This is a genomic window from Amycolatopsis sp. NPDC004079 (assembly GCF_040610415.1).
In the GTDB taxonomy this organism is placed as follows: domain Bacteria; phylum Actinomycetota; class Actinomycetes; order Mycobacteriales; family Pseudonocardiaceae; genus Amycolatopsis; species Amycolatopsis halotolerans.
The window spans coordinates 14,938-35,116 of the sequence record NZ_JBEXMH010000032.1 but is presented as its reverse complement, the minus strand read 5'-3'; the positions used below and the strand labels follow the sequence as shown (position 1 = coordinate 35,116).

Genomic DNA, 20,179 nt, shown 5'->3' with positions numbered 1-20,179 from the left:
TCAGCTGGCCGTTCTGTCCAACTTGACGTCTACAATTAGCCGTTATGGCACTGACCCTGCGCGCCCTCGCCGCCGAACCCGCGCTCGGCCTGCGTGTGGTCGCGGGCGAGGCCGGGCTGGACCGCCCGATCGGCTGGGTGCACCCCACCGAGCTGACCGACCCGCAGAGCTTCCTCGAAGGCGGGGAACTGCTGCTCACGACCGGCCTGACGCTCTACAGCGCGACCTACGCGGCGTACATCCGGCGGCTGGTCGAGGCGGACGTCGCCGGGCTCGGCTTCGGTGTCGGGCTGAGCCACGCGAAGGTGCCGGACGCGTTGGTAGCGGTCGCCGACGAGGTCGGGTTGCCGGTACTGGAGGTCCCGCGGAAGACGCCGTTCATCGCGATCACGCGCGCGGTGTCCCGGTCGGTCGCAGCCGACGAGTATGCCGCGACGGTACGGATCGGCCGCGCTCAACAGGAGCTGACGAGGACCGCGGTCGGGCGCAGCGGTGCGGGGGGAGTGGTGCGGCGGCTCGCGCGGCTCATCGACGGCTGGGTCGTGCTCTACGACTCCGCCGGACGCGTGCGCGAGGCGTCGTCGGCCAAGGCGCGCAGTGCCGAGCTGGACGTCACCGGCCTTCGCGCAGGCACGCGCGTGGTGTCCCATGGCGACGACGAGGTCGTCATCCAGACTCTGCACACGCGGGGTGCGTTGGCGGTCGGTACCGCGGAACCGTTGGACAGCACCGGACAGCACATCGTCAACACGGCGGTATCGCTGCTTTCCCTTGCCCTGGAACAGGATCGGGCACAGCGGCTTTCGCTCTCCCAACTGCACACCGGCGTGCTGGAGCTGCTCGCCGCCGGACACCGTGAGCTGGCTCGCGAGGTCGTGCCGGATCTTCCGCCGGAGCCGTGGACGGTGCTCGCGGTGGCAGGAAGCAAGGCCGCGCGAAACACGCTGTACGAACGGCTGGAAACCCTTGCCGGGCAAGTGTTCGCCGCGCATCGCGGGGACAAGCTGATCGTGCTGGCCGAGAACGACGAGGTGAGCGCGATCGTCGCCGAGACCGGGGAGTTCCACAGTGGACTGTCGACAGGGGAGTTCCCGACCGCGCTAAGGCAGGCGGAAGAAGCAGCCGAGGCGGCGCGGACCCAGCGCGTGCCGATGCTGCGCTACGCCGATCACGCTGGGGCCGGACTGCTCGGCGTGGTCGATCACCAAGCCGCGCAAGCGTTTTCCGACCAGCTCCTCGCGCCGGTGCGGGAGTTCGACCGGACCGGTCGCGGCGACCTGGAGCTGTCCCTGCGCTGCTGGCTCGAGCACCACGGCCACTGGGACCTCGCCGCGACGAAGCTCGGCGTGCACCGGCACACCTTGCGCAACCGGGTCACCAAGGCGGCCGAACTGCTGGGCCGGGACCTCGACGCACCGGGCGTCCGCGCGGAACTGTGGTTCGCCCTTCAGATTAGGTCGTGACCAGCAACGTGATCGGCGAATCTCCGCAGCGCCGCAACGTCATCCCGCCCGGCGCCGTGTACGGTTCCGCACCGGAGGCCCACCAGGCTGGCACGTCGATCTCGCGCACCAGCGACCCGGTCGCCTTCCGCACGCTGTTCGAGACGATCACCCGGCCCTGCGCGTTGAGCAACGCGGCGGTCCGGCCGAGCGCGCGAAGCCGGCGACTCACCGTGCGCTCGAACTCGCGCACATACACGTCCGCACCAACGACTCCGGCGAATTCCTCACCGCGCGTGACCGGCACGGTGAACGTCAGCGTGTATTCGTCAGTGCAGAGATAGTCCACGTACGGCCCGTTGACGTGCCGCCGTCCGCTGTCGCGCGGGACGGTAAACCACGATTGCCGCGTGTAGTCAAGGAAATTAGGGCTCTCCGGATCGAGACTGATGAACAGCTGTTCCGGCGCGCCGTCGTCGGTGCGGCACGAAGTCCACCACTCGAAGCCGAGTTCCTGATCAGCCAGGACATTCGGCGCGCTCACGAAGCCCGCGCCGACCACGAGGCCGCCGAGCGCCTCGATGACCTGCGGCCGGATCGTGTGCAGCGCTTCGGCGGACAGGTCGGCGGTTTCGCCGAGCAGCGTTTCCGCGGCGGCCAGAACTGGTTTCAGGCGCGCGAAAATCTCCTCGACGAGGGCGGAAACCTGGGTCACTACCTCTTCGCCGGTCAGCGTGTGGGTGTCGGTCACGATGCTCACCTCGTGATGCGGGTCATCGGAGCTTACGGCGTTTCGAGGGTCAGGTGCAGATCTGCGAGCCGATCAAGCGCGCCGAGAAGGTGTTCTTCGGTCAAGGCGCGCGCCCGATCGCCGTCGGCCGAGGCGATCGCGGTGACGATCGCCTGGTGCTCAGCGTAAGACCCACGGCAGGTTTCCTTGTCGCCGAGGGGCGCCCAGAGCAATACGCCGTGTTCGCTCTGCAGCTGAACTTCCTGGTTGGTGAGCCGCGGGGACTGTGCGGCGGCGGCGACTTCGAGGTGGAAGTGCCGCTCCGCGCGGGTCGCGTCGGGGCCGCTCGCGCCGAGGAGGTCTTCCGCGGTGAGCCGCAGCCGTTCGAGATCTTCGGGAGTGCTGCGTTCGGCGGCGAGTTTCGCGGCCGAGCCCGCGACGGCGAGGTAGTGGTCGCCGAAGTCGCGAAGTTCAGCCATTGAGACCAATCGCAGGCGTTCGGCCCAGGAACTCTGCGCGGGCCAGTCCGGGGTGCGCACGAAGCTGCCGCCGCCGCGCCCGCGCCGCGTTTCGACGAGACCCTGCTGCCGCAGCACCGCGAGCGCCTCGCGCACAGTGACCGTGGAGACGCGGAACTGCGCGGCGAGTTCGGCCTCGCTCGGCAACTGCTCGGCGTCGTCGAGGAGACCGAGCGTGATGGCGTCGAAGAGCCGCGCCGCGACCGCTTCCGCGCGCCCCACCTGTTCCAGCGGGGCGAACATCGCCAGTCGTGCGCTGTTCGACATCTCCTTGCGCATCGTTGGTCCACCCGTCTCGGCATCCGTTGGTGCCAATCCTGCCCCAGGGCCTTGTCATTTGAAATATGGAGTTATATGTTTCATTCTGCCACGGAGAGTCAGGAGGCGCACGCGTGCAGGAGTTGAAGCACTACATCGGCGGGACCTACGTCGACTCGCTGTCCGGAAAGGTCGCGGAAATCGTCGACCCGGTTACCGGGCGTGCGTACTGCACCGCGCCGGTGGCCGGCGCCGAGGACGTGGACCGCGCGCTGAAGGTCGCCGCGGAAGCGTTCGAAAGCTGGCGCGAGACCACCCCGGCGCAGCGGCAGCTCGCACTGCTGAAGATCGCCGACGCGCTCGAGTCGCGCGGCGAGGAGATCATCCGCGTCGAAGCGCAGGACACCGGCAAGCCGTTCGCGCTGACCATGGAGGAGGAGCTGCCCGCGGTCATCGACCAGGTGCGCTTCTTCGCCGGCGCCGCGCGCGTGCTCGAAGGCCGTTCGGCCGGCGAGTACATGGAAGGCCACACGTCGTTCATCCGCCGCGAGCCGGTCGGCGTCTGCGCGCAGGTGACGCCTTGGAACTACCCGCTGATGATGGCGATCTGGAAGATCGCGCCCGCGCTCGCCGCGGGCAACACCATCGTGCTCAAGCCGTCCGACACCACGCCTGCCTCCACGCTGCTGCTCGCCGAGATCTGCGGCGAGCACCTGCCCGCGGGCGTGTTCAACGTGATCTGCGGCGACCGTGACACCGGACGGGCGTTGGTAGAGCACGACATTCCGGCGATGGTGTCGATCACCGGCTCGGTGCGAGCAGGCATCGAGGTCGCCGGTTCGGCGGCGCACGACGTCAAGCGCGTGCATCTCGAACTGGGCGGCAAGGCCCCGGTGATCGTGTTCCCGGACGCGGATCTCGAAGCAGCCGCCGAAGCCATTGCCGCGGCTGGATATTTCAACGCGGGCCAGGACTGCACGGCCGCCACTCGCGTGCTGGTGCACGACGACGTGCACGACACGTTCGTCAACGCGCTCACTCGCCAGGCCGAGGCGAACAAGACCGGCACGGACGACGACGTCGCCTTCGGTCCGCTCAACAACGAGGCACAGCTGGAAAAGGTCTCCGGCTTCATCGACCGGCTCCCCGCGCACGCGACTGTCCACTGTGGAGGACGGCGCTCCGGCGACGAGGGCTATTTCTACGAGGCCACCGTGGTTTCCGGCGTCCAGCAGGACGACGAGATCATCCAGAACGAGGTCTTCGGCCCGGTCATCACGGTGCAGCGGTTCACTGAGGACGACGAAGCGCTCAAGCACGCCAACGGTGTTCCTTACGGCCTCGCTTCCTCGGTGTGGACCAAGGATCACCAGCGCGCCATGAAGTTCTCGGCGAAACTCGACTTCGGGTGCGTGTGGATCAACACGCACATTCCGCTCGTGGCCGAGATGCCGCACGGCGGGTTCAAGCGGTCCGGCTACGGCAAGGACCTCTCGCTGTACGGCCTCGAGGACTACACCCGCGTCAAGCACGTGATGAGTGCGCTGTAGCCGTCGTGACCAGATCCATGGGAAGGCCCGTCATGCCCCATCAAGCCCCCGCCGAGACCCGGCCGCCGGGAAGGCGTCCGCAGTCCGCGCAGCCGGCGATCCGGCTCACCGGACTGGAAAAGCACTTCGACAAGGTGCGCGCCGTGGACGGGGTCGATCTCGACATCCCGCCCGGCGAGTTCTTCTCGATGCTCGGCCCGTCCGGTTCCGGCAAGACCACCGTGCTGCGGATGATCGCCGGGTTCGAATTGCCGACCGCGGGCACGATCGAGCTCGAAGGCAAGGACGTGAGCCAATTGGCTCCGTTCGACCGCGACGTCAACACGGTTTTCCAGGACTACGCGCTCTTCCCGCACATGACGGTGCAGCAGAACGTGGAGTACGGCCTGAAAGTCAAGCGGGTCGCGAAAGCCGAGCGCCGGGACCGGGCGAAGGAAGCGCTGCGCACGGTGCGGCTGGAGGACTTCGGCGACCGCAAGCCGGCGCAGATGTCCGGTGGACAGCGACAGCGCGTCGCGCTCGCCCGCGCTCTCGTAAATCACCCGAAAGTGTTGCTTTTGGACGAACCCCTTGGCGCGCTTGACCTGAAGCTGCGCCAAGCCATGCAGGTCGAGCTCAAGCAGATCCAGCGCGAGGTCGGCATCACCTTCGTCTTCGTCACCCACGATCAGGACGAGGCGCTCACCATGAGCGACCGGATCGCCGTGTTCAACGCGGGCCGCATCGAACAGGTCGGTACTCCGGTCGAGGTGTACGAACGCCCGGCAAGTGCTTTCGTAGCAGGGTTTGTCGGCACCTCGAACCTGCTCAGCGGCCGCGGCGCCGAGGCGGTGATCGGCAGGCCGGGCGTCTACAGCATCCGGCCGGAGAAGATCCGCATCGACGGAGACCTTGCGTCTCCGGCCGGTCCCGGAGAGACTTCTGCGACCGGTTCGGTCACGGATGTCGTTTATGCCGGTTCGACGGTGCGCTACGCTGTCGCGCTCGATGCCGGGGGCCAATTGTCCGTTGTCCGCCAGAACACCAGCGAGCCGACCGAGTTCGCCGACGGTCGCGTCCGCCTGCGCTGGCGCCGCGAACACAGTTTCCGGGTCCCCGAAGCCGGCTAGTTCCTCACGGGAAGGTTTCTCTCGCTATGAAGAACAGGAAGACGCTGCTCGCAGGGCTGTGCGGCGTGAGCCTCCTGCTCGCTGCCTGCGGCACCTCGGGCTCCGACTCCAAAGCGGGGTCGGCGCCAGGCGCACAGGGCTTCACGCCGCCGAAGCTGAACGCGCTGACGCAGCTCGGCCAGCCGGAAGGCCAGCTGAACGTGCTCGCGTGGCCCGGCTACGCGGAAAACGGCTCGAACGACGCGAAGGTCAACTGGGTCACGCCGTTCGAACAGCAGACCGGGTGCAAGGTCAACGTCAAGCCGTTCGGCACCTCGGACGAGGCCGTGACGCTGATGAAGACCGGGCAGTACGACGTGGTTTCGGCGTCCGGCGACGCCTCGCTGCGGCTGGTCGCCTCGGGTGACGTCGAGCCGGTCAACACCGCGCTCGTGCCGAACTACAACGACATTTACCCGTTCCTCAAGAACAAGTCGTGGAACAGCGTCAACAACGTCGCCTACGGCATCCCGCACGGCTGGGGCGCGAACGTGCTGGCCTACCGCACCGACAAGGTGCAGCCGGAGCCGAAGTCGTGGTCGCCGATGTTCGACGAGAAGTCGCAGTACAAGGGCAAGATCATTGCCTACGACTCCCCGATCTACATCGCCGACGCCGCGCTGTACCTGATGGCGCACCAGCCTGACCTGGGCATCAAGAACCCGTACGCCTTGGACGACAAGCAGTTCAAGGCGGCCACGGACCTGCTGAAGAAGCAGCGCCCGCTGGTCGAGGAGTACTGGTCGGACTACCTCAAGGAAACGCAGTCGCTCAAGAGCGGCGACGGCGTGATCGGCACGGCCTGGCAGGTGACGGTGAACCTCGCGAAGAGCGAGGGCGCGCCGATCGCGGCCACGGTGCCGAGCGAAGGTGCGACCGGCTGGTCGGACACCTGGATGGTGTCCGCGAAGTCGCAGCACAAGACGTGTGCGTACAAGTGGATGGACTACATCACGAGCCCCAAGGTGAACGCCCAGGTCGCCGAGTACTTCGGTGAGGCCCCGGCGAACTCCAAGGCCTGTGCGGAGTTCAAGGACAAGTCGCTGTGCGACACCTACCACGCCAACGACGCCGCGTACGCCGCCAAGATCCAGTACTGGACCACGCCGATCCCGCAGTGCCTCGACGGCCGCACGGACGTCAAGTGCAAGGACTACGGCGACTGGACCCGGGCCTGGACCGAGATCAAGGGTTGACCGACTCTCGCGGATGCCGGTTCCCACCGCGCCGGCATCCGTGAGTCCGCCGGGGGTTGCGGGCCCTCCCCAATGTTCCCGCAGCCCCCGGCTTTTTCTCCCTTCCGCACCCGAAAGCGCTAAGACATGACCGCCGTGAGCCCGCCGAGTCACCGCATCTCGGCTTTCTTCCACCGCAAACCCCAGCTGCGCCTCGGACTTCTCCTCACCGCGCCGATGCTCTGGCTCGGCCTGGCCTACCTCGGCGCGCTCGCCGCCCTCTTCATCACGGCCTTCTGGTCCACCGACGTCTTCACCGGCAAGGTGGTCACCGACTGGTCCTTCGACAACTTCGTCACGCTGTTCAGCGATTCCGTTTATCGCACGATCACGTTCCGCACCGTCGGCATCGCGCTGCTGGTGACCGTGATCGACGCGGTGATCGCGTTCCCGATGGCGTTCGCCATGGCCAAACTCGCGTCGCCGCGGGCGCAGCGGCTGCTGGTGATCATGGTGATGACGCCGCTGTGGGCGAGCTACCTGGTGAAGGCGTACGCGTGGCGGACCCTGTTGTCCGGCAACGGGGTGCTGAACTGGCTGCTGAACCCGCTCGGCATGTCCGGCCCGGGATACGGCGTCACCGCGACCGTGATCACGCTGTCCTACCTCTGGCTGCCGTACATGATCCTGCCGATCTACGCGGGCCTCGAGAAGCTTCCGACGTCCCTGGTGGACGCTTCCGGCGACCTCGGCGCGAAATCCTTCCGCACGTTCCGTTCGGTGATCCTGCCGCTGACGTTCCCGGCGATCGTCGCGGGTTCGATCTTCACCTTCTCGCTGTCGCTCGGCGACTACATCGCGGTGAAGATCGTCGGCGGTACCTCGCAGATGCTCGGAAACGTCGTGTACGACAACATCGGCGCGGCCAACAACCTGCCGTTCGCCGCGACCGTCGCGACGGTTCCGGTCGTGATCATGCTCGTCTACCTGGCCGCGGTGCGTCGCACCGGTGCGCTGGACAACCTCTAGGAGACCGCCGTGCGGATGTCGAAACCCGCCCGGGTGCTGCTGTGGACCGCACTCGGCGCCGGATTCGCGGTGATCTATTTCCCGCTGCTGGTGGTCCTGCTGAACTCGGTCAACGCCGACACCACGTTCGGCTGGCCGCCCAAGAGCTTCACGCTCGAATGGTGGGGCCGGGCGATCACCAACGAGGGCGCCCTGCACGCCTTGTGGACCAGCGTCATCGCCGGGCTTTCCGCGACCGCGATCGCGTTGGTGCTCGGCACGATGGCCGCGTTCGCGTTGCAGAAGTACCGGTTCTTCGGGCGCAACTCGTTGTCGCTGCTGGTGATCCTGCCGATCGCGCTGCCCGGCATCGTCACCGGTATCGCCTTGAACAACGCGTTCCGGACGATCTTCGGCCTTGACCTCGGGCTGATGACGGCGATCGTCGCGCACGCCACGTTCTGCATCGTGGTGGTGTTCAACAACGTGGTCGCCCGGTTGCGCCGGATGGGCGGGAACCTGGAAGAAGCGTCGATGGACCTCGGCGCGGACGGCATGACGACGTTCCGCCTGGTGACGTTCCCGATGCTGCGATCCGCTTTGCTGGCAGGCGGATTGCTGGCGTTCGCGCTGTCGTTCGACGAGATCATCGTGACGACGTTCACGCTCGGCACCGGCATGGAAACGCTGCCGATCTGGATCTACAACAACCTGTTCCGCCCGAACCAGGCCCCGGTGGTCAACGTGGTGGCGGCGGTGCTGATCATCGTGTCGACGGTGCCGGTCTACCTGGCACAGCGACTTTCCGGCGGCGACAGCTCCAGCGGCGGCCGCATCTAGCTCCGAAGGTCCGTGAAGGGCTCCTTGAGGGAATCAGATTCCTTCAAGGAGCCCTTCACGGCTTTAAACCGGTTGCCGCGCCCGAGGACAGCGGGCACAGTGCGGTCAGTGGACATGCGTGATCATGGCGGCACTGGCGTCCCGGTCGTCTTGCTGCACGGCGGCGGTGGCCGCACGAGGCACGACTGGGATCACCTGGTCCCGCTCCTGCCCGAATTCCGGGTCGTCGCCTACACCTTCCGGCCGGGGCCGTGGAACTGGCAGCAGGCGTTAGCCGATCTCGCCGACGTCATCCGGCATTTCGACCTCGACCGACCCGCCGTCGTCGGACATTCGCTCGGCGGCATGCTGGCGGCGCTGTGGGCCGCGGAACATCCCGAGTGCCCGCTCGCGGTCAACCTCGACGGGCACACGAATCCCACCGGCCCGGTACTGCGCGGCTTCGTCGACGAGCAGGTCCGGCTGTCGGAGGATCCCGATCTCGGCGCGCTGATCGCGGCGTTCGACGAACTCGACCTGATCGCGACTTACCGGGCCACGCGGTGCCCGCTGCTGGTCGTCTCCTCGCTGCGGCCGGAAGCCGGGATGCTGCTTCCCGAGGAGGTCGGCGTCGCGTTCGCCCGGTACCGCAAGGAATTCGGCGACCAGCTGGCCGCCGCTGCCGCCGATACTCCGCTGCTTTCCCTGCACGAGACCGACACCGGTCACGACGTGCATTTCGAAGCGGCGGAGGAAGTCGCCGACCTGATCCGCCGGGCTACCGGAACCCGTCCGTAGCCTCGCGGAGGGCGGCGAGGATGCCGGGATCGGTAACGGCGTGTCCCGCGGATTCGGTGAGCTTCAAGGTCGAACCGGGCCAGGCGCGGTGCAGCTGGTACGCCGTGATCGGCGGGCACACCGCGTCGTAACGCCCTTGCACCAGCACTCCGGGGATCCCGGCGAGCCGGTCAGCATCCCGGATCAGCTGGCCTTCTTCCAGCCACGCGCCGTGCTGGAAGTAGTGCACCGCAAGCCGAGCGAACGTCAGCGCGAACTGCGGATTCGAGTATTGGTTTACAAAGGACTGTTGCGGCAGCAGTGCCACTGTCGCGCCTTCCCAGACGCTCCAAGCGATCGCGGCCCGTTCGCGTACCGCAGGGTCGGGGGAGTGCAGCAGCTCGGCATACCCAGCGAGCGGGTCTTCCCGCTGAGGACCATCCAGCGGCTCCAGGAAGGCGTCCCACTCCGCCGGGAAGAGATTCGCCGCGCCACCACGATAAAGCCAGTCCAGTTCCCGTTGGCGCACCGTGAAAATCCCGCGCAACACCATCTCGGACACCCGCGACGGATGGGTTTCGGCATACGCCAGCGCAAGCGTCGAACCCCACGACCCGCCGAACAACTGCCACCGCTCGACGTTCAGCCGTTCGCGCAGCAGCTCCATGTCGGACACCAAGTGCCACAACGTGTTCGCCGACAGATCGTCGCCCGCGTTAGGTGTGCTGCGACCCGCGCCGCGCTGGTCGAACAGGATGATCCGGTACGCCTCGGGGTCGAAGTGCCGCCGGGTCATCGGCGCGGTGCCGCTTCCCGGCCCGCCGTGCAGCACCACCACCGGTTTCCCCTGCGGGTTCCCGGCTTCCTGGCAGTAGATCCGGTGCCCGTCGCCGACGTCCAGCATTCCGTCTGCTCGCACCGGGATCGGCGGGTAAAGCTCGTCCATACCGGACACTCTTCCCGAAGGCTTCCGGCTCCCCGAAAGGAGGGTGGGGGCCCGCCCCCGCCGCCGGGCTGAGCGGGCCCCCGTCTGTGATCGCGGTCAGCAGCCTGGTGTCGCGGCTACGTTCGCGAAGCCCTTCCCGGCGTTCGTTACCTTGTTGCTGGCGCAGACCTTGTTCCCGGTGGCCGCCTTGACCACGTAGAAACCGTAGGCCGAGGGCGCCTGCACGTCCGCGGTGTTGTCCGAGAAGGTGTTGTTCTGGCCCCAGCCGTCGACCTGCACGTGGACCTCGAACGACCCGTAGGTCGCGTCGTGCACGAAAACCTTGCTGCCCTTGTTGCCGGTGACCAGGTATCCGTTGCCCTTCACGTCGACCCAGCTGTCGGCGTAGTTCTCGCCGCTCTGCCCGGTGCCGTCGAAGGTGTTGCCGCGCAGTTCACCGCCGGTGGTGCCTTCCTTGACGTCGATGGACTCCGCGCGCACGTTCGGCCCGATCTTGTTGCCGATCGCCTTGTTGCGGTCGCTGTGATCAGGCTGCCCGCCCGGCCAGTTGCTGGTGGCCGAACCGAAGTAGATGCCTTCGCCGAAACCGCCGTTTTCCTTGCCGGTGTCGGAGATTTCGGAGTTCTGCACGACGTTGTCGCTGCTGTCGTGCTGGAAGTGGATGCCCTCGTTGCCGATGCCGGTCACCTTCAGCCCGTCCACCAGCGTGTGGTTGACGCCCAGCGCCATCACGCCCTTCTGGCCGCCGGTGACGGTGAACCCGGACAGCGTCCAGTAGCTGCCGGTCAGTTCGATGGTGCGGCCGCCGGACGCCTGCACGACCGCGCTGCGCGGGCCGGTGAGGGTGATCCGGCCGGAGTCGGTGCCGTTGGCGGCGGCCTTGAAGTTGCCGGTGTAGGTGGTGTTCGCGGCCAGCTGGATCGTGGTGCCCGGCTTGGCCGAGGCCAGCGCCGTCTTCAGCTCGGCGGAAGTCTTGACCGGGACTGTCCCGGCGGACGCCGCGGGTGTGGCGAGTGCGAGCAGTGCTGCGGCTCCGGCAGTGGCTGCCAGAACCCGATTGCGGACACGCATTCCAACCCTCCTCGTCGAGGCTCGATGACTTCGGATGCGGCGTGCGCTCACGCTAAGACATCGAGAGAACACTGGTCAAGTACATGATTGATGTTCATGGATGTGAACAGAATGAACAAAGGGTGGCCGGAAAGTGTCGCCTGCGACTGTTCCCGCCCGGCTTGCTCGGAGTTAACCCGGTCCTCGGTAGCTTTTCCGCGGAATGCCCGAACTGCGGCGAGAAAGGCCCGTGAATGTCCGCGGTCAGCTACCTCGAGTCCATTGTCGTCGGCGCTTTGCAAGGCGTGTCGGAATTGTTTCCGGTGTCCAGTCTCGGACACAGCGTCCTGTTGCCGGCGCTCGTCGGCGGAAGCTGGGGCCGCGACCTGAGCATCGGGAAGGACTCGCCGTATCTCGCGGTGCTGGTGGCGATGCACGTCGCCACCGCGATCGCGCTGATCCTCTTCTTCCGGCGCGACTGGGTGCGCATCGTCACCGGCTTGTGGACGTCGATCCGCCGCCGCGAGGTCCGCACGGCCGACCAGCGGCTCGCGTGGCTGCTCATCCTCGCCACGATCCCGGTCGGGATCGCCGGGCTGCTGCTGGAAAGCCTGCTGCGCGACGTGCTCGGCAAGCCGGTCCCGTCGGCGATCTTCCTCGCGCTCAACGGCGGGGTGCTCTTCGCCGCGGAGAAGTTCTCCCGCAAGCCCAAGACGGCGGTCGCGCGGGAGGAGGAGACCATCGATTTCAGCGCCGAGGAGACGATGGTGATGCGCGCGGTGACCATCGACGAGGCGACCGACGTCCGGCTGTCCAAGCTGAGCGTGAAGGAAGCCGTGCTCATCGGTTCGGCGCAGATTTTGGCTCTGCTGCCCGGGATCAGCCGCTCTGGCATCACCATGGTGGCCGGTCTGCGCCGCGGTCTCGACCACGAGGACGCCGCCCGTTTCGCCTGGCTGCTCGCGACGCCGGTGATCCTCGCCGCGGGTGCGTTGAAGATGCCGTCGCTGTTCACGCCGGAGAGCAAGCCGTCGCTCGGCCCGGCGCTGGTCGGCAGCGTGGTGGCGTTCATCGCCTCCTACATTTCTGTCCGTTTTCTGACGAAATACTTTGAAACGCGCACCTTGACCCCCTTCGCCATCTACTGCGCGGTCGCCGGAATCGGCAGTCTGATCTTCTTCGCGGTGTCAGGGGCGGCGTAGGGCGCGATTTCGCCGGGTGCACACTGAACGCATCGAAATCGTGCCTGACCTGCCGCCGCTGAGCGGATCGACGTTGTTCACGGCCTGGACCTTGGATGTCCCGGCCGTGGTCGTCGCGCTCGCGCTCGGCGTCGGCTACGTCGTGGCGGCACGCCGTCAGGAGTGGTCAGCGGGCCGGACCACAGCGTTCCTCTCCGGGCTGGCCACGCTCATCCTCGTCACGTGCTCGTTCCTGGGCGTGTACGACACGACGCTGTTCTGGGTGCGCGCGACGCAGAACACCGTGCTGCTGATGGTCACGCCGCTGCTGCTCGCGCTCGGCGCGCCGGTGACGCTGTTGATGCGCACCGCCCCGCCCAGGGTCGCCACATGGCTGCGTACGCATGGCCGTGGCCGCTTCGCGCAGTTCATCACCTTCCCGCTGTGCGTCACCGTGGTGTTGATCGCGCCGTTCCTGCTTATCTACCTCACGCCGCTGTACGAGCTTTCGCTCGACTCAGCGGTCGTCGGCGGCCTCGTGCGCGTGGTGCTCGTGCTGGCTGGCTTCCTGTACTTCTACAGCCGCGTGCAGCTCGACCCGACGCCGCGCAACGGCTCGCACCTGGTGTCGGTGTGGATCTCGTTCACCGAAGTGATCTTCGACGGCGCGCTCGGCCTCGTGCTGTGGCTCGGCCCGCTGCTCGCGCCCGCGCACTACGACGCGGTGCACCGCGACTGGGGACCGGACCGGCGCACGGACCAGATCATCGGCGCGGGCGTGCTGTGGATCGGCGGAGACGTCGCCGGGCTGCCGTTCGTCGGCGCGCTCTTCATCAGGTGGGCCCGCGACGACGAAAAACGGGCGAAACGGCTCGACCGGAAACTGGATGAGGAGGCAGCGGCAGGCGAAGCACCGGCGAAGGGATTGTGGTGGGAGAGCGATCCGGAACTCGCCGAACGGTTCCGCCGCTCGTGAGTGCCGGTTCGCACCGGCACTCACGAGGCAGCTCAGTGGAACGCGTGCTCGGGCGCGGGGAACTCGCCGCGCCGGACGTCCTCGGCGAACGCCGTCGCGGCGCTCTGCAGCACCCCGGCGACATCGGCGTACCGCTTCACGAACCGCGGCGCCTTGCCGCGGCGCAGCCCGGCCATGTCCTGCCAGACCAGCACCTGGGCGTCGCAGTCCGGGCCGGCTCCGATGCCGACCGTCGGGATCTTCAGCTCGTGCGTGACGCGCTTGGCCGCCTCGGCGGGCACCATCTCCATCACGACCGCGAACGCGCCGGCTTCCTGCAGGGCCAGCGCGTCGGCGAGCAGCTTCTCCGCCGCTTCGCCGCGCCCCTGCACCCGGTAGCCGCCGAGGTTGTGCTCGCTCTGCGGGGTGAAGCCGATGTGGCCCATGACCGGGATCCCGGCCGAGGTGAGCGCCTCGACGTGCGCCGCGAACCGGTGCCCGCCTTCGAGCTTGACCGCGTGCGCGCGGCCCTCCTTCATGAACCGGACGGACGTGGCCAGCGCCTGCTCCGGGGACAGCTGGTAGGAGCCGAACGGCAGATCGGCCACCACGAGCGCGCGTTTGGCCGCCCGGGTGACCGAGCGGACCAGCGGGAGCAGTTCGTCGACCGTGACCGGCAGCGACGTGTCGTAACCGAACACGTTGTTGGCCGCGGAGTCGCCGACCAGCAGCACGGGGATGCCTGCCTCGTCGAAAAGCTCGGCGGTATACATGTCGTACGCGGTGAGCATCGGCCACGGTTCGCCGCGGTCCTTCAGCTCGCGCAGATGGTGGATCCGGACTTTTCGCGGCTTGGCCTGGCCGGCGGTGCTCGCCGGGCCGGTTCCGTAAGGGGCGGCCACCTCGCCGGCGGCGCCGTCGGGTTGGGCAGACTGGGCAGACATCGTCGTCGACCGTCCTTCCCTCGAGGCCTCGCGGAGGTCCCCGGGTCGTGGAGTCAGTACCGGACACAGCCTGACACGCGCGCGGAAGGGCCCCAAGGTCGTGCGACCAGCTTCACACGGCCGGGTAGCGACAACCGTTTTGCCTCCTGTGACGTCTTGATAGGCACCGGACCGATATGCGTCCGGTGGTGAGAAAGTCCGGCGCCTCCCTCGACGGGGCGGACGCGCCGCAAGAAAGGGACCAATGGGAACCCCAGTGAGCGCCCGCCCGCGCAGCCTCGGCTGGAAGGCCCGCGCCGGCGGTCTCGTGGCCACTGTCGTGCAGCTCGCGGCGATCTTTTCGATCGTGCTGCTGCTCGCCGGCGGACGGCACGGGCACCTGCTGAACGGCATCGACATGGCGTTCGGCGCGGTGAGCGTGCCGACCAGTTCGAGCCTGGTGATCGTGCTGCTGCTCGTCGTGCTCGGCGCGGCGCTGCGCAGGCGCAAGAAGGCCGCGCTGTACGTGCTCGTGCTGTTCCAGGTCGCCGGCCTGGTCACCACGCTGGTCCTGCAGGCGCTGCTGCTGTGGGCTCCCGACCTGCTGACTCTCACCGCCCGTCAGATGCGGCACATCCCGACGCAGGTGGGCGCGCTCGCGGTGGCCGACGTCATCTCGATCCTGCTGATCGTGTTCCTGCTGTCGTTGCGCCCCGCGTTCCCCGCGCGGCTCGCCCCCGGCGCCTGGTGGAACGGCCTTTCCGTGCTGTTCGTCGGGTTCCTCGCGGTGATCGTGTGCGGCTGGGCACTCACCGAGGTATTCCCGGGCAGCCTTGGCGACGCGTGGGAGCGCTTCGCCTGGGTGGTCAACCACGCCACCGGCGAAAACCTGCAGCTGCGCCGCATCGGCGTCGGCGAAGGCCCGGCGTGGATTGACGTCGTCCTCGACCTCGGCGCGACCTTCGTGTCCACTGCCGCGCTGTACACGCTCTTCCGCGGCGTACGCAGCCGTCGCATTCGGACAGACCACGAAGAACTGCAGCTGCGCCGTCTGCTGGGCGAGTACGGCGAGGACGACTCGCTCGGCTACTTCGCCACGCGCCGCGACAAGAGCGTCATGTTCGCGCCCAACGGCCGCGCCGCAGTGACGTACCGCGTGCTCGCGGGCACCACGGTGGCGAGCGCAGACCCGATCGGCGACCCCGACGCGTGGCCGGACGCTGTGCAGGCGTGGCTCCACGAAGCGCGTACGTACGGCTGGACGCCAGGCGTGCTCGGCGCGAGCGAGAAGGGCGCGAAGGTGTACGCCGCCGCGGGGCTGCGCGCGCTGCAGATCGGCGACGAAGCGGTCCTCGACGTCCGAGAGTTCTCACTTACCGGTCCTGAGCGGAAATCCGTGCGACAGGCGGTGAAGCGGATCCAGCGCGCCGGGTACACCGTGCAGGTCCGGCGACACAGCGAAATCCCCGAAGACGAGATGGTGCAGCTGCTCGCCCGCGCACAGCAGTGGCGCGTCGACGAGACCGAGCGCGGCTTCTCGATGGCGCTCGGCCGTCTCGGCGACCCGAGCGACGGACGCAGCGTGATGGTCGAGGCGTACGACGCGCGCGGCGAACTGCGCGGCCTGTTGTCGTTCGTGCCGTGGGGCCGTCGGGGCCTCTCGCTCGACTTGATGCGCCGTGACCGGGACGCCGAAAACGGGCTCAACGAGTTCATGGTCGCCGAGGTCGTCGCGGCCGCGCAGCACGTCGGCGCGCAGCGGATTTCGCTGAACTTCGCGATGTTCCGCGCGGTGTTCTCCGAAGGCGAGCGCATCGGCGCCGGACCGGTGCTGCGCGCTTGGCGTGCGGTGCTCGGCCTCGCGTCGCGTTTCTTCCAGCTGGAATCGCTGTACCGGTCGAACGCCAAGTACGGCCCGGAGTGGGAACCGCGGTTCCTCTGCTACTCCTCGGCTAGGCGGCTCCCGCGAGTCGGCATCGTCGCGGGCGCGCTGGAGGGCTTCGTGCCCACCGGCCGCGCGCGTTCGCTGCGGCTGGAGAACGTGGGGGAGGATTTCGTCGCGCAGGTCCGGCGCATCGACGAGGAGGCGGCGCAGGTCGTGCCGCGGCCCAAGCGGCGTCCGGAACAGGTGCGCGTGCGAGTGGCCAAAGTGGACAAACTGCGGGAGCTCGGGGTGGACCCGTACCCCGTCGGTTTCTCCCGCGAAGACCACCTCGGCGACATCGTGCACACGTTTTCCGGACTGGAGCCCGATTCCCACACCGGAAAACGCGTCCGGGTAGCCGGGCGTGTCCTGGCCCTGCGCACCCTCGGCGGCCTGTGTTTCGCGCGAATCAAGGACTTCTCCGGCGAACTGCAGCTGATGCTCGACGCGAAGGTCCTCGACCTCACCGGCTGGCGAACCGGCGTGGACCTGGGCGACCATGTCGGCGTGAGCGGCGAGGTCATCACGTCCCGCCGAGGCGAGCTGTCCGTGCTCGTGGACGAGTGGACCGTCACCGCGAAGTGCCTGCATCCGTTGCCGGACAAGCGAAAGGGCCTCACCGACCCGGAGACGCGAGTACGCCAGCGTTACCTGGACCTGGCGGTCAACCCGGACTCCGCGAACATGCTCCGCCTGCGCTCGACGGTCGTCCGCGCGGTCCGCGAACGCCTGCACCAGGGCGACTTCCTCGAGGTCGAAACCCCGATGCTGCAGACCATCCACGGTGGTGCCAACGCGCGACCGTTCGTCACGCACATCAACGCGTACGACATGCGGATGTACCTGCGGATCGCCCCGGAGCTGTACCTGAAGCGCCTGTGCGTGGCCGGCGTCGAGCGGGTTTTCGAGCTGAACCGGAACTTCCGGAACGAGGGCGTCGACGCGACCCACAACCCGGAATTCACGATGCTGGAGGCGTACCAGGCGTACGCGGACTACAACGCTATGCGCCACCTGATGCGCGACCTGATCCAGTACGCCGCCGAAGCCGCGTACGGCGCACAGATCGTGCGACGCCCCGACGCCAACGGCCGCGTCGTCGAACACGACATTTCCGGCGACTGGCCAGTGATCCCCGTGCACAAGGCCGTGTCGGACGCCCTCGGCGAGGAAATCGACTCCCGCACCCCCATCGCCACTTTGCGAAAACTGTGCGCCGCCGCCGGAGTCCCGGCTCCTGAGGAAGCCAGCGCGGGCGACCTGGTCCTCAAGGCGCACGAGCACCTCGTGGAGGGCTCGACGGTCCTGCCGACCTTCTACACGGACTACCCGACCGAGGTCTCCCCGCTGACCCGCCAGCACCGGACGGACCCGCTCCTGGCAGAACGCTGGGACCTGATCGCGTTCGGCTCGGAAGTCGGGACTGCGTACACGGAGCTGACCGACCCGCTAGAGCAGCGTCGCCGGTTGGAAGCGCAGTCCTTGCGCGCGGCGAGCGGGGATGTCGAGGCGATGGAGCTGGACGAGGACTTCCTGCTGGCACTGGAACACGGAATGCCGCCGACTGGCGGGTTGGGGCTCGGAGTGGACCGGCTGCTGATGATGCTGAGCGGGACGTCCATTCGGCAGACGGTGCTTTTCCCGTTCGTCCGTCCGCAGGGGTGAGGTTGGTTCGGTTGCTTGCGGCCTTGCCTCACCGTGGTGGACGCCTACAGCTGCGGATCTTGTCGGCTTCTTGCCCCGCTCGGCGACGCTGACGTCTGTGCGCAGCTCTGCTTGACTCCGGCTCGCTCTCGCGCGGATAGACAGAGGGCGGTTGTAGTGCTCTGCTCTCGTGGGTCGTGGGTCGTGGGTCGTGGGCCGTGGGTCGTGGGCTCTGCTCTCGTGGGCTGTGGGCCGTGTCGGCAATTGCAGACGCCGCACCCCGCCACCGCTCGCCGAAATCCGCAGCCACAAGAACCCGCCGCTTCCGATGGCTCGCAGATGTCGGCAACTGCAGACACGCCGCTGCCATCCGCGCAAGACCGTGGGCCAGGCACTCCACCCGCAGGTCACCGGCCGTCCCGACCATCGCCCGCGGTCAGCCGCCCAGTCCATTCCGTGGCCAGCCGCCCCGGTGCTTTCCGCGGCTAGTCACCTCAAAACCTCGCAGCCGTCCGGTGTCGTGAAACGCCACGGCCATCCGGCCTCGCGATATCCCACAGCCGTCCGGCGTCGCGGACCCCCGCACCCGTCGGGCGTCGCGGAACCCTGCGGCCGTCAGGCCTTGCCGCCCTGCCCTCCCACCACGCCGGGCCGCCCGCGGTGTCCCCTCCCTGCTCCCTCCCTAGCCCCCGCAACCCCCGGCCAAGTTCTGAACGTCTCTCACGTTCGAGGCAGGTATTGGCAGCCCGCCAACCATGATCCGGTAGCCTCCCCCAAGGATTCGGTGCGTGAGTTCGTGGTAGCGGATGGTGTCCGGAACCTCCGGTAAGTCACGGGTGTGACACCATCCGGCACTTCGTCGCAGAGATTCGCTTAGGGTGGGCAAGTGCGTGCTGCGCGGGTGGCTTTGATAGTCCTGCTCGGACTGGGTTTGGCGGGATATTCCGCGTGGCTGCTGGAGTTCTTCATGCAGACCGGGGTGTCGGCGACCGATCAGCCGGTCTGGGATTTGTTCTACGCGCAACCGGTCTTCCGCATCGCGACGGGCATCGGCGGCCTGGCCTTTTTCCTCACCGGACCGGCCCTGATGCGGCTCGCGCCGGCCCATTGGAGCGGGCGGCTGACGTCCGTTTCGGTGTCGGTGTTCGGGATCGTGCTGATGGTGTGCGCGGGCGTCCCGGAGACGGTGGTGACTCCGAACCTGCTGAGCGCGGCTGTCGCCGTCGGCGCGTTCAGCCTGATCTTCTGGTGGCCGTCCGGTTGGCGAGCCTGTGCGGTGGGTTGCCTGGTAGTCGTGCTGGTCGCGTGGGCGCTGGTGGTGGCGTCGACGCTGGCCGGGCACCTGGAGGGCGTGTTCACCAGGATTCAGCTGGTGGTGCACGCGGCGCAGGTCGTGATCGGCGGCGCGTACGTCATGCAGACCCCGGTTCCGGTCCGCGGCCGAAAATTGTCGGTGGCGGGTGCGATGCTGCGGAGCAACAGACACCGGAAGTGAGGCCACCATGGCTGGCAAAGTCTCCCCAACCCCTGACGAACGCGGCGGTTTGCTCGGTTTCCTGGCCCAGCAGCGGCAAGCGGTGAAGACCGCCGCGTACGGCCTGACCGACGAGCAGGCGCGCGCCGTGCCCAGCGCGAGCGCCCTGAGCGTCGGCGGGCTGCTGAAACACGTGTCGTCCACCGAAAGCGACTGGATTGACCACGTGCTGCGCATCCCGCCGAAACCCTTCGCCGAAAGCATGGCGACCTACCAGGAAAACTACCGGCTCGGCCCGGACGAGACGCTGGAGTCGGCCATCGCGGCTTACGACCAAGTCGCCGCCCGCACCGAAGAGGTCATCGCCGGGGTCGAGGACCTGAACCAGGAAGTCCCGGTCCCGAAGGACGTGCCCTGGTTCCCGGACGACGTGTCGGCCTGGTCCGTCCGCTGGGTGCTGCTGCACCTGATCGAGGAAACCGCCCGCCACGCCGGCCACGCCGACATCGTCCGCGAATCTTTGGACGGCGCCACAGCCATGCCCTTGCAAGCCGCGGCAGAGGGCTGGCCGGAGACGGACTGGCTGAAGCCGTGGAAACCGGCGGAATGAGCTGAGTTTCGCTGATCATTCGCCCGGTCAGCCGCGGTGGTCGAGCC

Annotated in this window: 17 protein-coding genes; 12 read left to right on the top strand and 5 right to left on the bottom strand. The window is 67.8% G+C overall.

The features are described from left to right. The first annotated feature begins 44 nt into the window (after positions 1-44). Complete coding sequence (locus ABZX37_RS28790) at positions 45-1,463, top strand: PucR family transcriptional regulator (protein WP_354744720.1); 1,419 nt, start codon at positions 45-47, stop codon at positions 1,461-1,463. Here ABZX37_RS28790 and ABZX37_RS28785 read toward each other — a convergent pair. Next, positions 1,453-2,193, bottom strand: a complete 741-nt coding sequence (locus ABZX37_RS28785; RefSeq protein WP_344288433.1) for a cache domain-containing protein — start codon at positions 2,191-2,193, stop codon at positions 1,453-1,455. The genes ABZX37_RS28790 and ABZX37_RS28785 overlap by 11 nt on opposite strands. Before the next feature lie 32 nt (positions 2,194-2,225). Further along, positions 2,226-2,969, bottom strand: coding sequence for an FCD domain-containing protein (locus ABZX37_RS28780; protein ID WP_344288431.1), 744 nt, complete (start codon positions 2,967-2,969; stop codon positions 2,226-2,228). A gap of 113 nt (positions 2,970-3,082) precedes the next feature. Here ABZX37_RS28780 and ABZX37_RS28775 point away from each other — a divergent pair, with 113 nt between their 5' ends. The 6 genes from ABZX37_RS28775 (at position 3,083) to ABZX37_RS28750 (ending at position 9,446) form a co-directional block, all read left to right on the top strand. Beyond that, positions 3,083-4,498 (top strand): gamma-aminobutyraldehyde dehydrogenase, encoded by a 1,416-nt coding sequence (locus ABZX37_RS28775; protein ID WP_354744718.1) that lies wholly within the window; start codon positions 3,083-3,085, stop codon positions 4,496-4,498. Positions 4,499-4,530: 32 nt separating this feature from the next. Next, positions 4,531-5,607, top strand: coding sequence for an ABC transporter ATP-binding protein (locus ABZX37_RS28770; RefSeq protein WP_354744716.1), 1,077 nt, complete (start codon positions 4,531-4,533; stop codon positions 5,605-5,607). A 26-nt stretch (positions 5,608-5,633) separates the two neighbouring features. After that, complete coding sequence (locus ABZX37_RS28765; RefSeq protein WP_354744714.1) at positions 5,634-6,842, top strand: ABC transporter substrate-binding protein; 1,209 nt, start codon at positions 5,634-5,636, stop codon at positions 6,840-6,842. Positions 6,843-6,968: 126 nt separating this feature from the next. After that, entirely contained in the window at positions 6,969-7,850 is an 882-nt protein-coding gene (locus ABZX37_RS28760; RefSeq protein WP_354744712.1) for an ABC transporter permease, read from the top strand. Between the two features lie 9 nt (positions 7,851-7,859). Next, complete coding sequence (locus tag ABZX37_RS28755) at positions 7,860-8,669, top strand: ABC transporter permease (protein ID WP_344288421.1); 810 nt, start codon at positions 7,860-7,862, stop codon at positions 8,667-8,669. Positions 8,670-8,783: 114 nt separating this feature from the next. Then, on the top strand, positions 8,784-9,446 hold the full coding sequence (locus ABZX37_RS28750; protein WP_354744811.1) for an alpha/beta hydrolase: 663 nt from the start codon (positions 8,784-8,786) through the stop codon (positions 9,444-9,446). On the opposite strand, the gene pip is transcribed toward ABZX37_RS28750, so the two are convergent. Both pip and ABZX37_RS28740 read right to left on the bottom strand, forming a co-directional pair. Further along, entirely contained in the window at positions 9,427-10,371 is a 945-nt protein-coding gene (pip, locus tag ABZX37_RS28745; protein WP_354744710.1) for a prolyl aminopeptidase, read from the bottom strand. The two genes, ABZX37_RS28750 and pip, sit on opposite strands and share 20 nt — an antisense overlap. A 96-nt stretch (positions 10,372-10,467) precedes the next feature. Then, positions 10,468-11,442 carry a right-handed parallel beta-helix repeat-containing protein gene (locus ABZX37_RS28740; RefSeq protein ID WP_354744708.1) on the bottom strand — a complete coding sequence of 325 codons (975 nt, stop codon included), beginning with the start codon at positions 11,440-11,442 and terminating at the stop codon, positions 10,468-10,470. 233 nt (positions 11,443-11,675) lie between these two features. Here ABZX37_RS28740 and ABZX37_RS28735 point away from each other — a divergent pair, with 233 nt between their 5' ends. Continuing rightward, the gene (locus tag ABZX37_RS28735; RefSeq protein ID WP_354744706.1) at positions 11,676-12,623 is read left to right on the top strand and encodes an undecaprenyl-diphosphate phosphatase; all 948 of its coding nucleotides are present in this window, start codon (positions 11,676-11,678) and stop codon (positions 12,621-12,623) included. Positions 12,624-12,639: 16 nt separating this feature from the next. Next, positions 12,640-13,578 carry a cytochrome c oxidase assembly protein gene (locus ABZX37_RS28730; protein WP_354744704.1) on the top strand — a complete coding sequence of 313 codons (939 nt, stop codon included), beginning with the start codon at positions 12,640-12,642 and terminating at the stop codon, positions 13,576-13,578. Positions 13,579-13,610: 32 nt separating this feature from the next. Here ABZX37_RS28730 and panB read toward each other — a convergent pair whose 3' ends face one another. Continuing rightward, the gene (panB, locus tag ABZX37_RS28725; protein WP_354744702.1) at positions 13,611-14,501 is read right to left on the bottom strand and encodes a 3-methyl-2-oxobutanoate hydroxymethyltransferase; all 891 of its coding nucleotides are present in this window, start codon (positions 14,499-14,501) and stop codon (positions 13,611-13,613) included. Between the two features lie 244 nt (positions 14,502-14,745). On the opposite strand from panB, the gene lysX reads away from it, so the two are divergent. From lysX to ABZX37_RS28710, 3 genes are all read left to right on the top strand, one after another. Further along, the gene (gene lysX, locus ABZX37_RS28720; RefSeq protein WP_354744700.1) at positions 14,746-18,069 is read left to right on the top strand and encodes a bifunctional lysylphosphatidylglycerol synthetase/lysine--tRNA ligase LysX; all 3,324 of its coding nucleotides are present in this window, start codon (positions 14,746-14,748) and stop codon (positions 18,067-18,069) included. Positions 18,070-18,934: 865 nt separating this feature from the next. Then, positions 18,935-19,543, top strand: a complete 609-nt coding sequence (locus ABZX37_RS28715) for a hypothetical protein (protein WP_354744698.1) — start codon at positions 18,935-18,937, stop codon at positions 19,541-19,543. Between the two features lie 7 nt (positions 19,544-19,550). Next, a complete protein-coding gene (locus ABZX37_RS28710; RefSeq protein ID WP_354744696.1) occupies positions 19,551-20,132 on the top strand; it encodes a DinB family protein in 582 nt (193 codons plus the stop codon). Positions 20,133-20,179 lie beyond the last annotated feature (47 nt).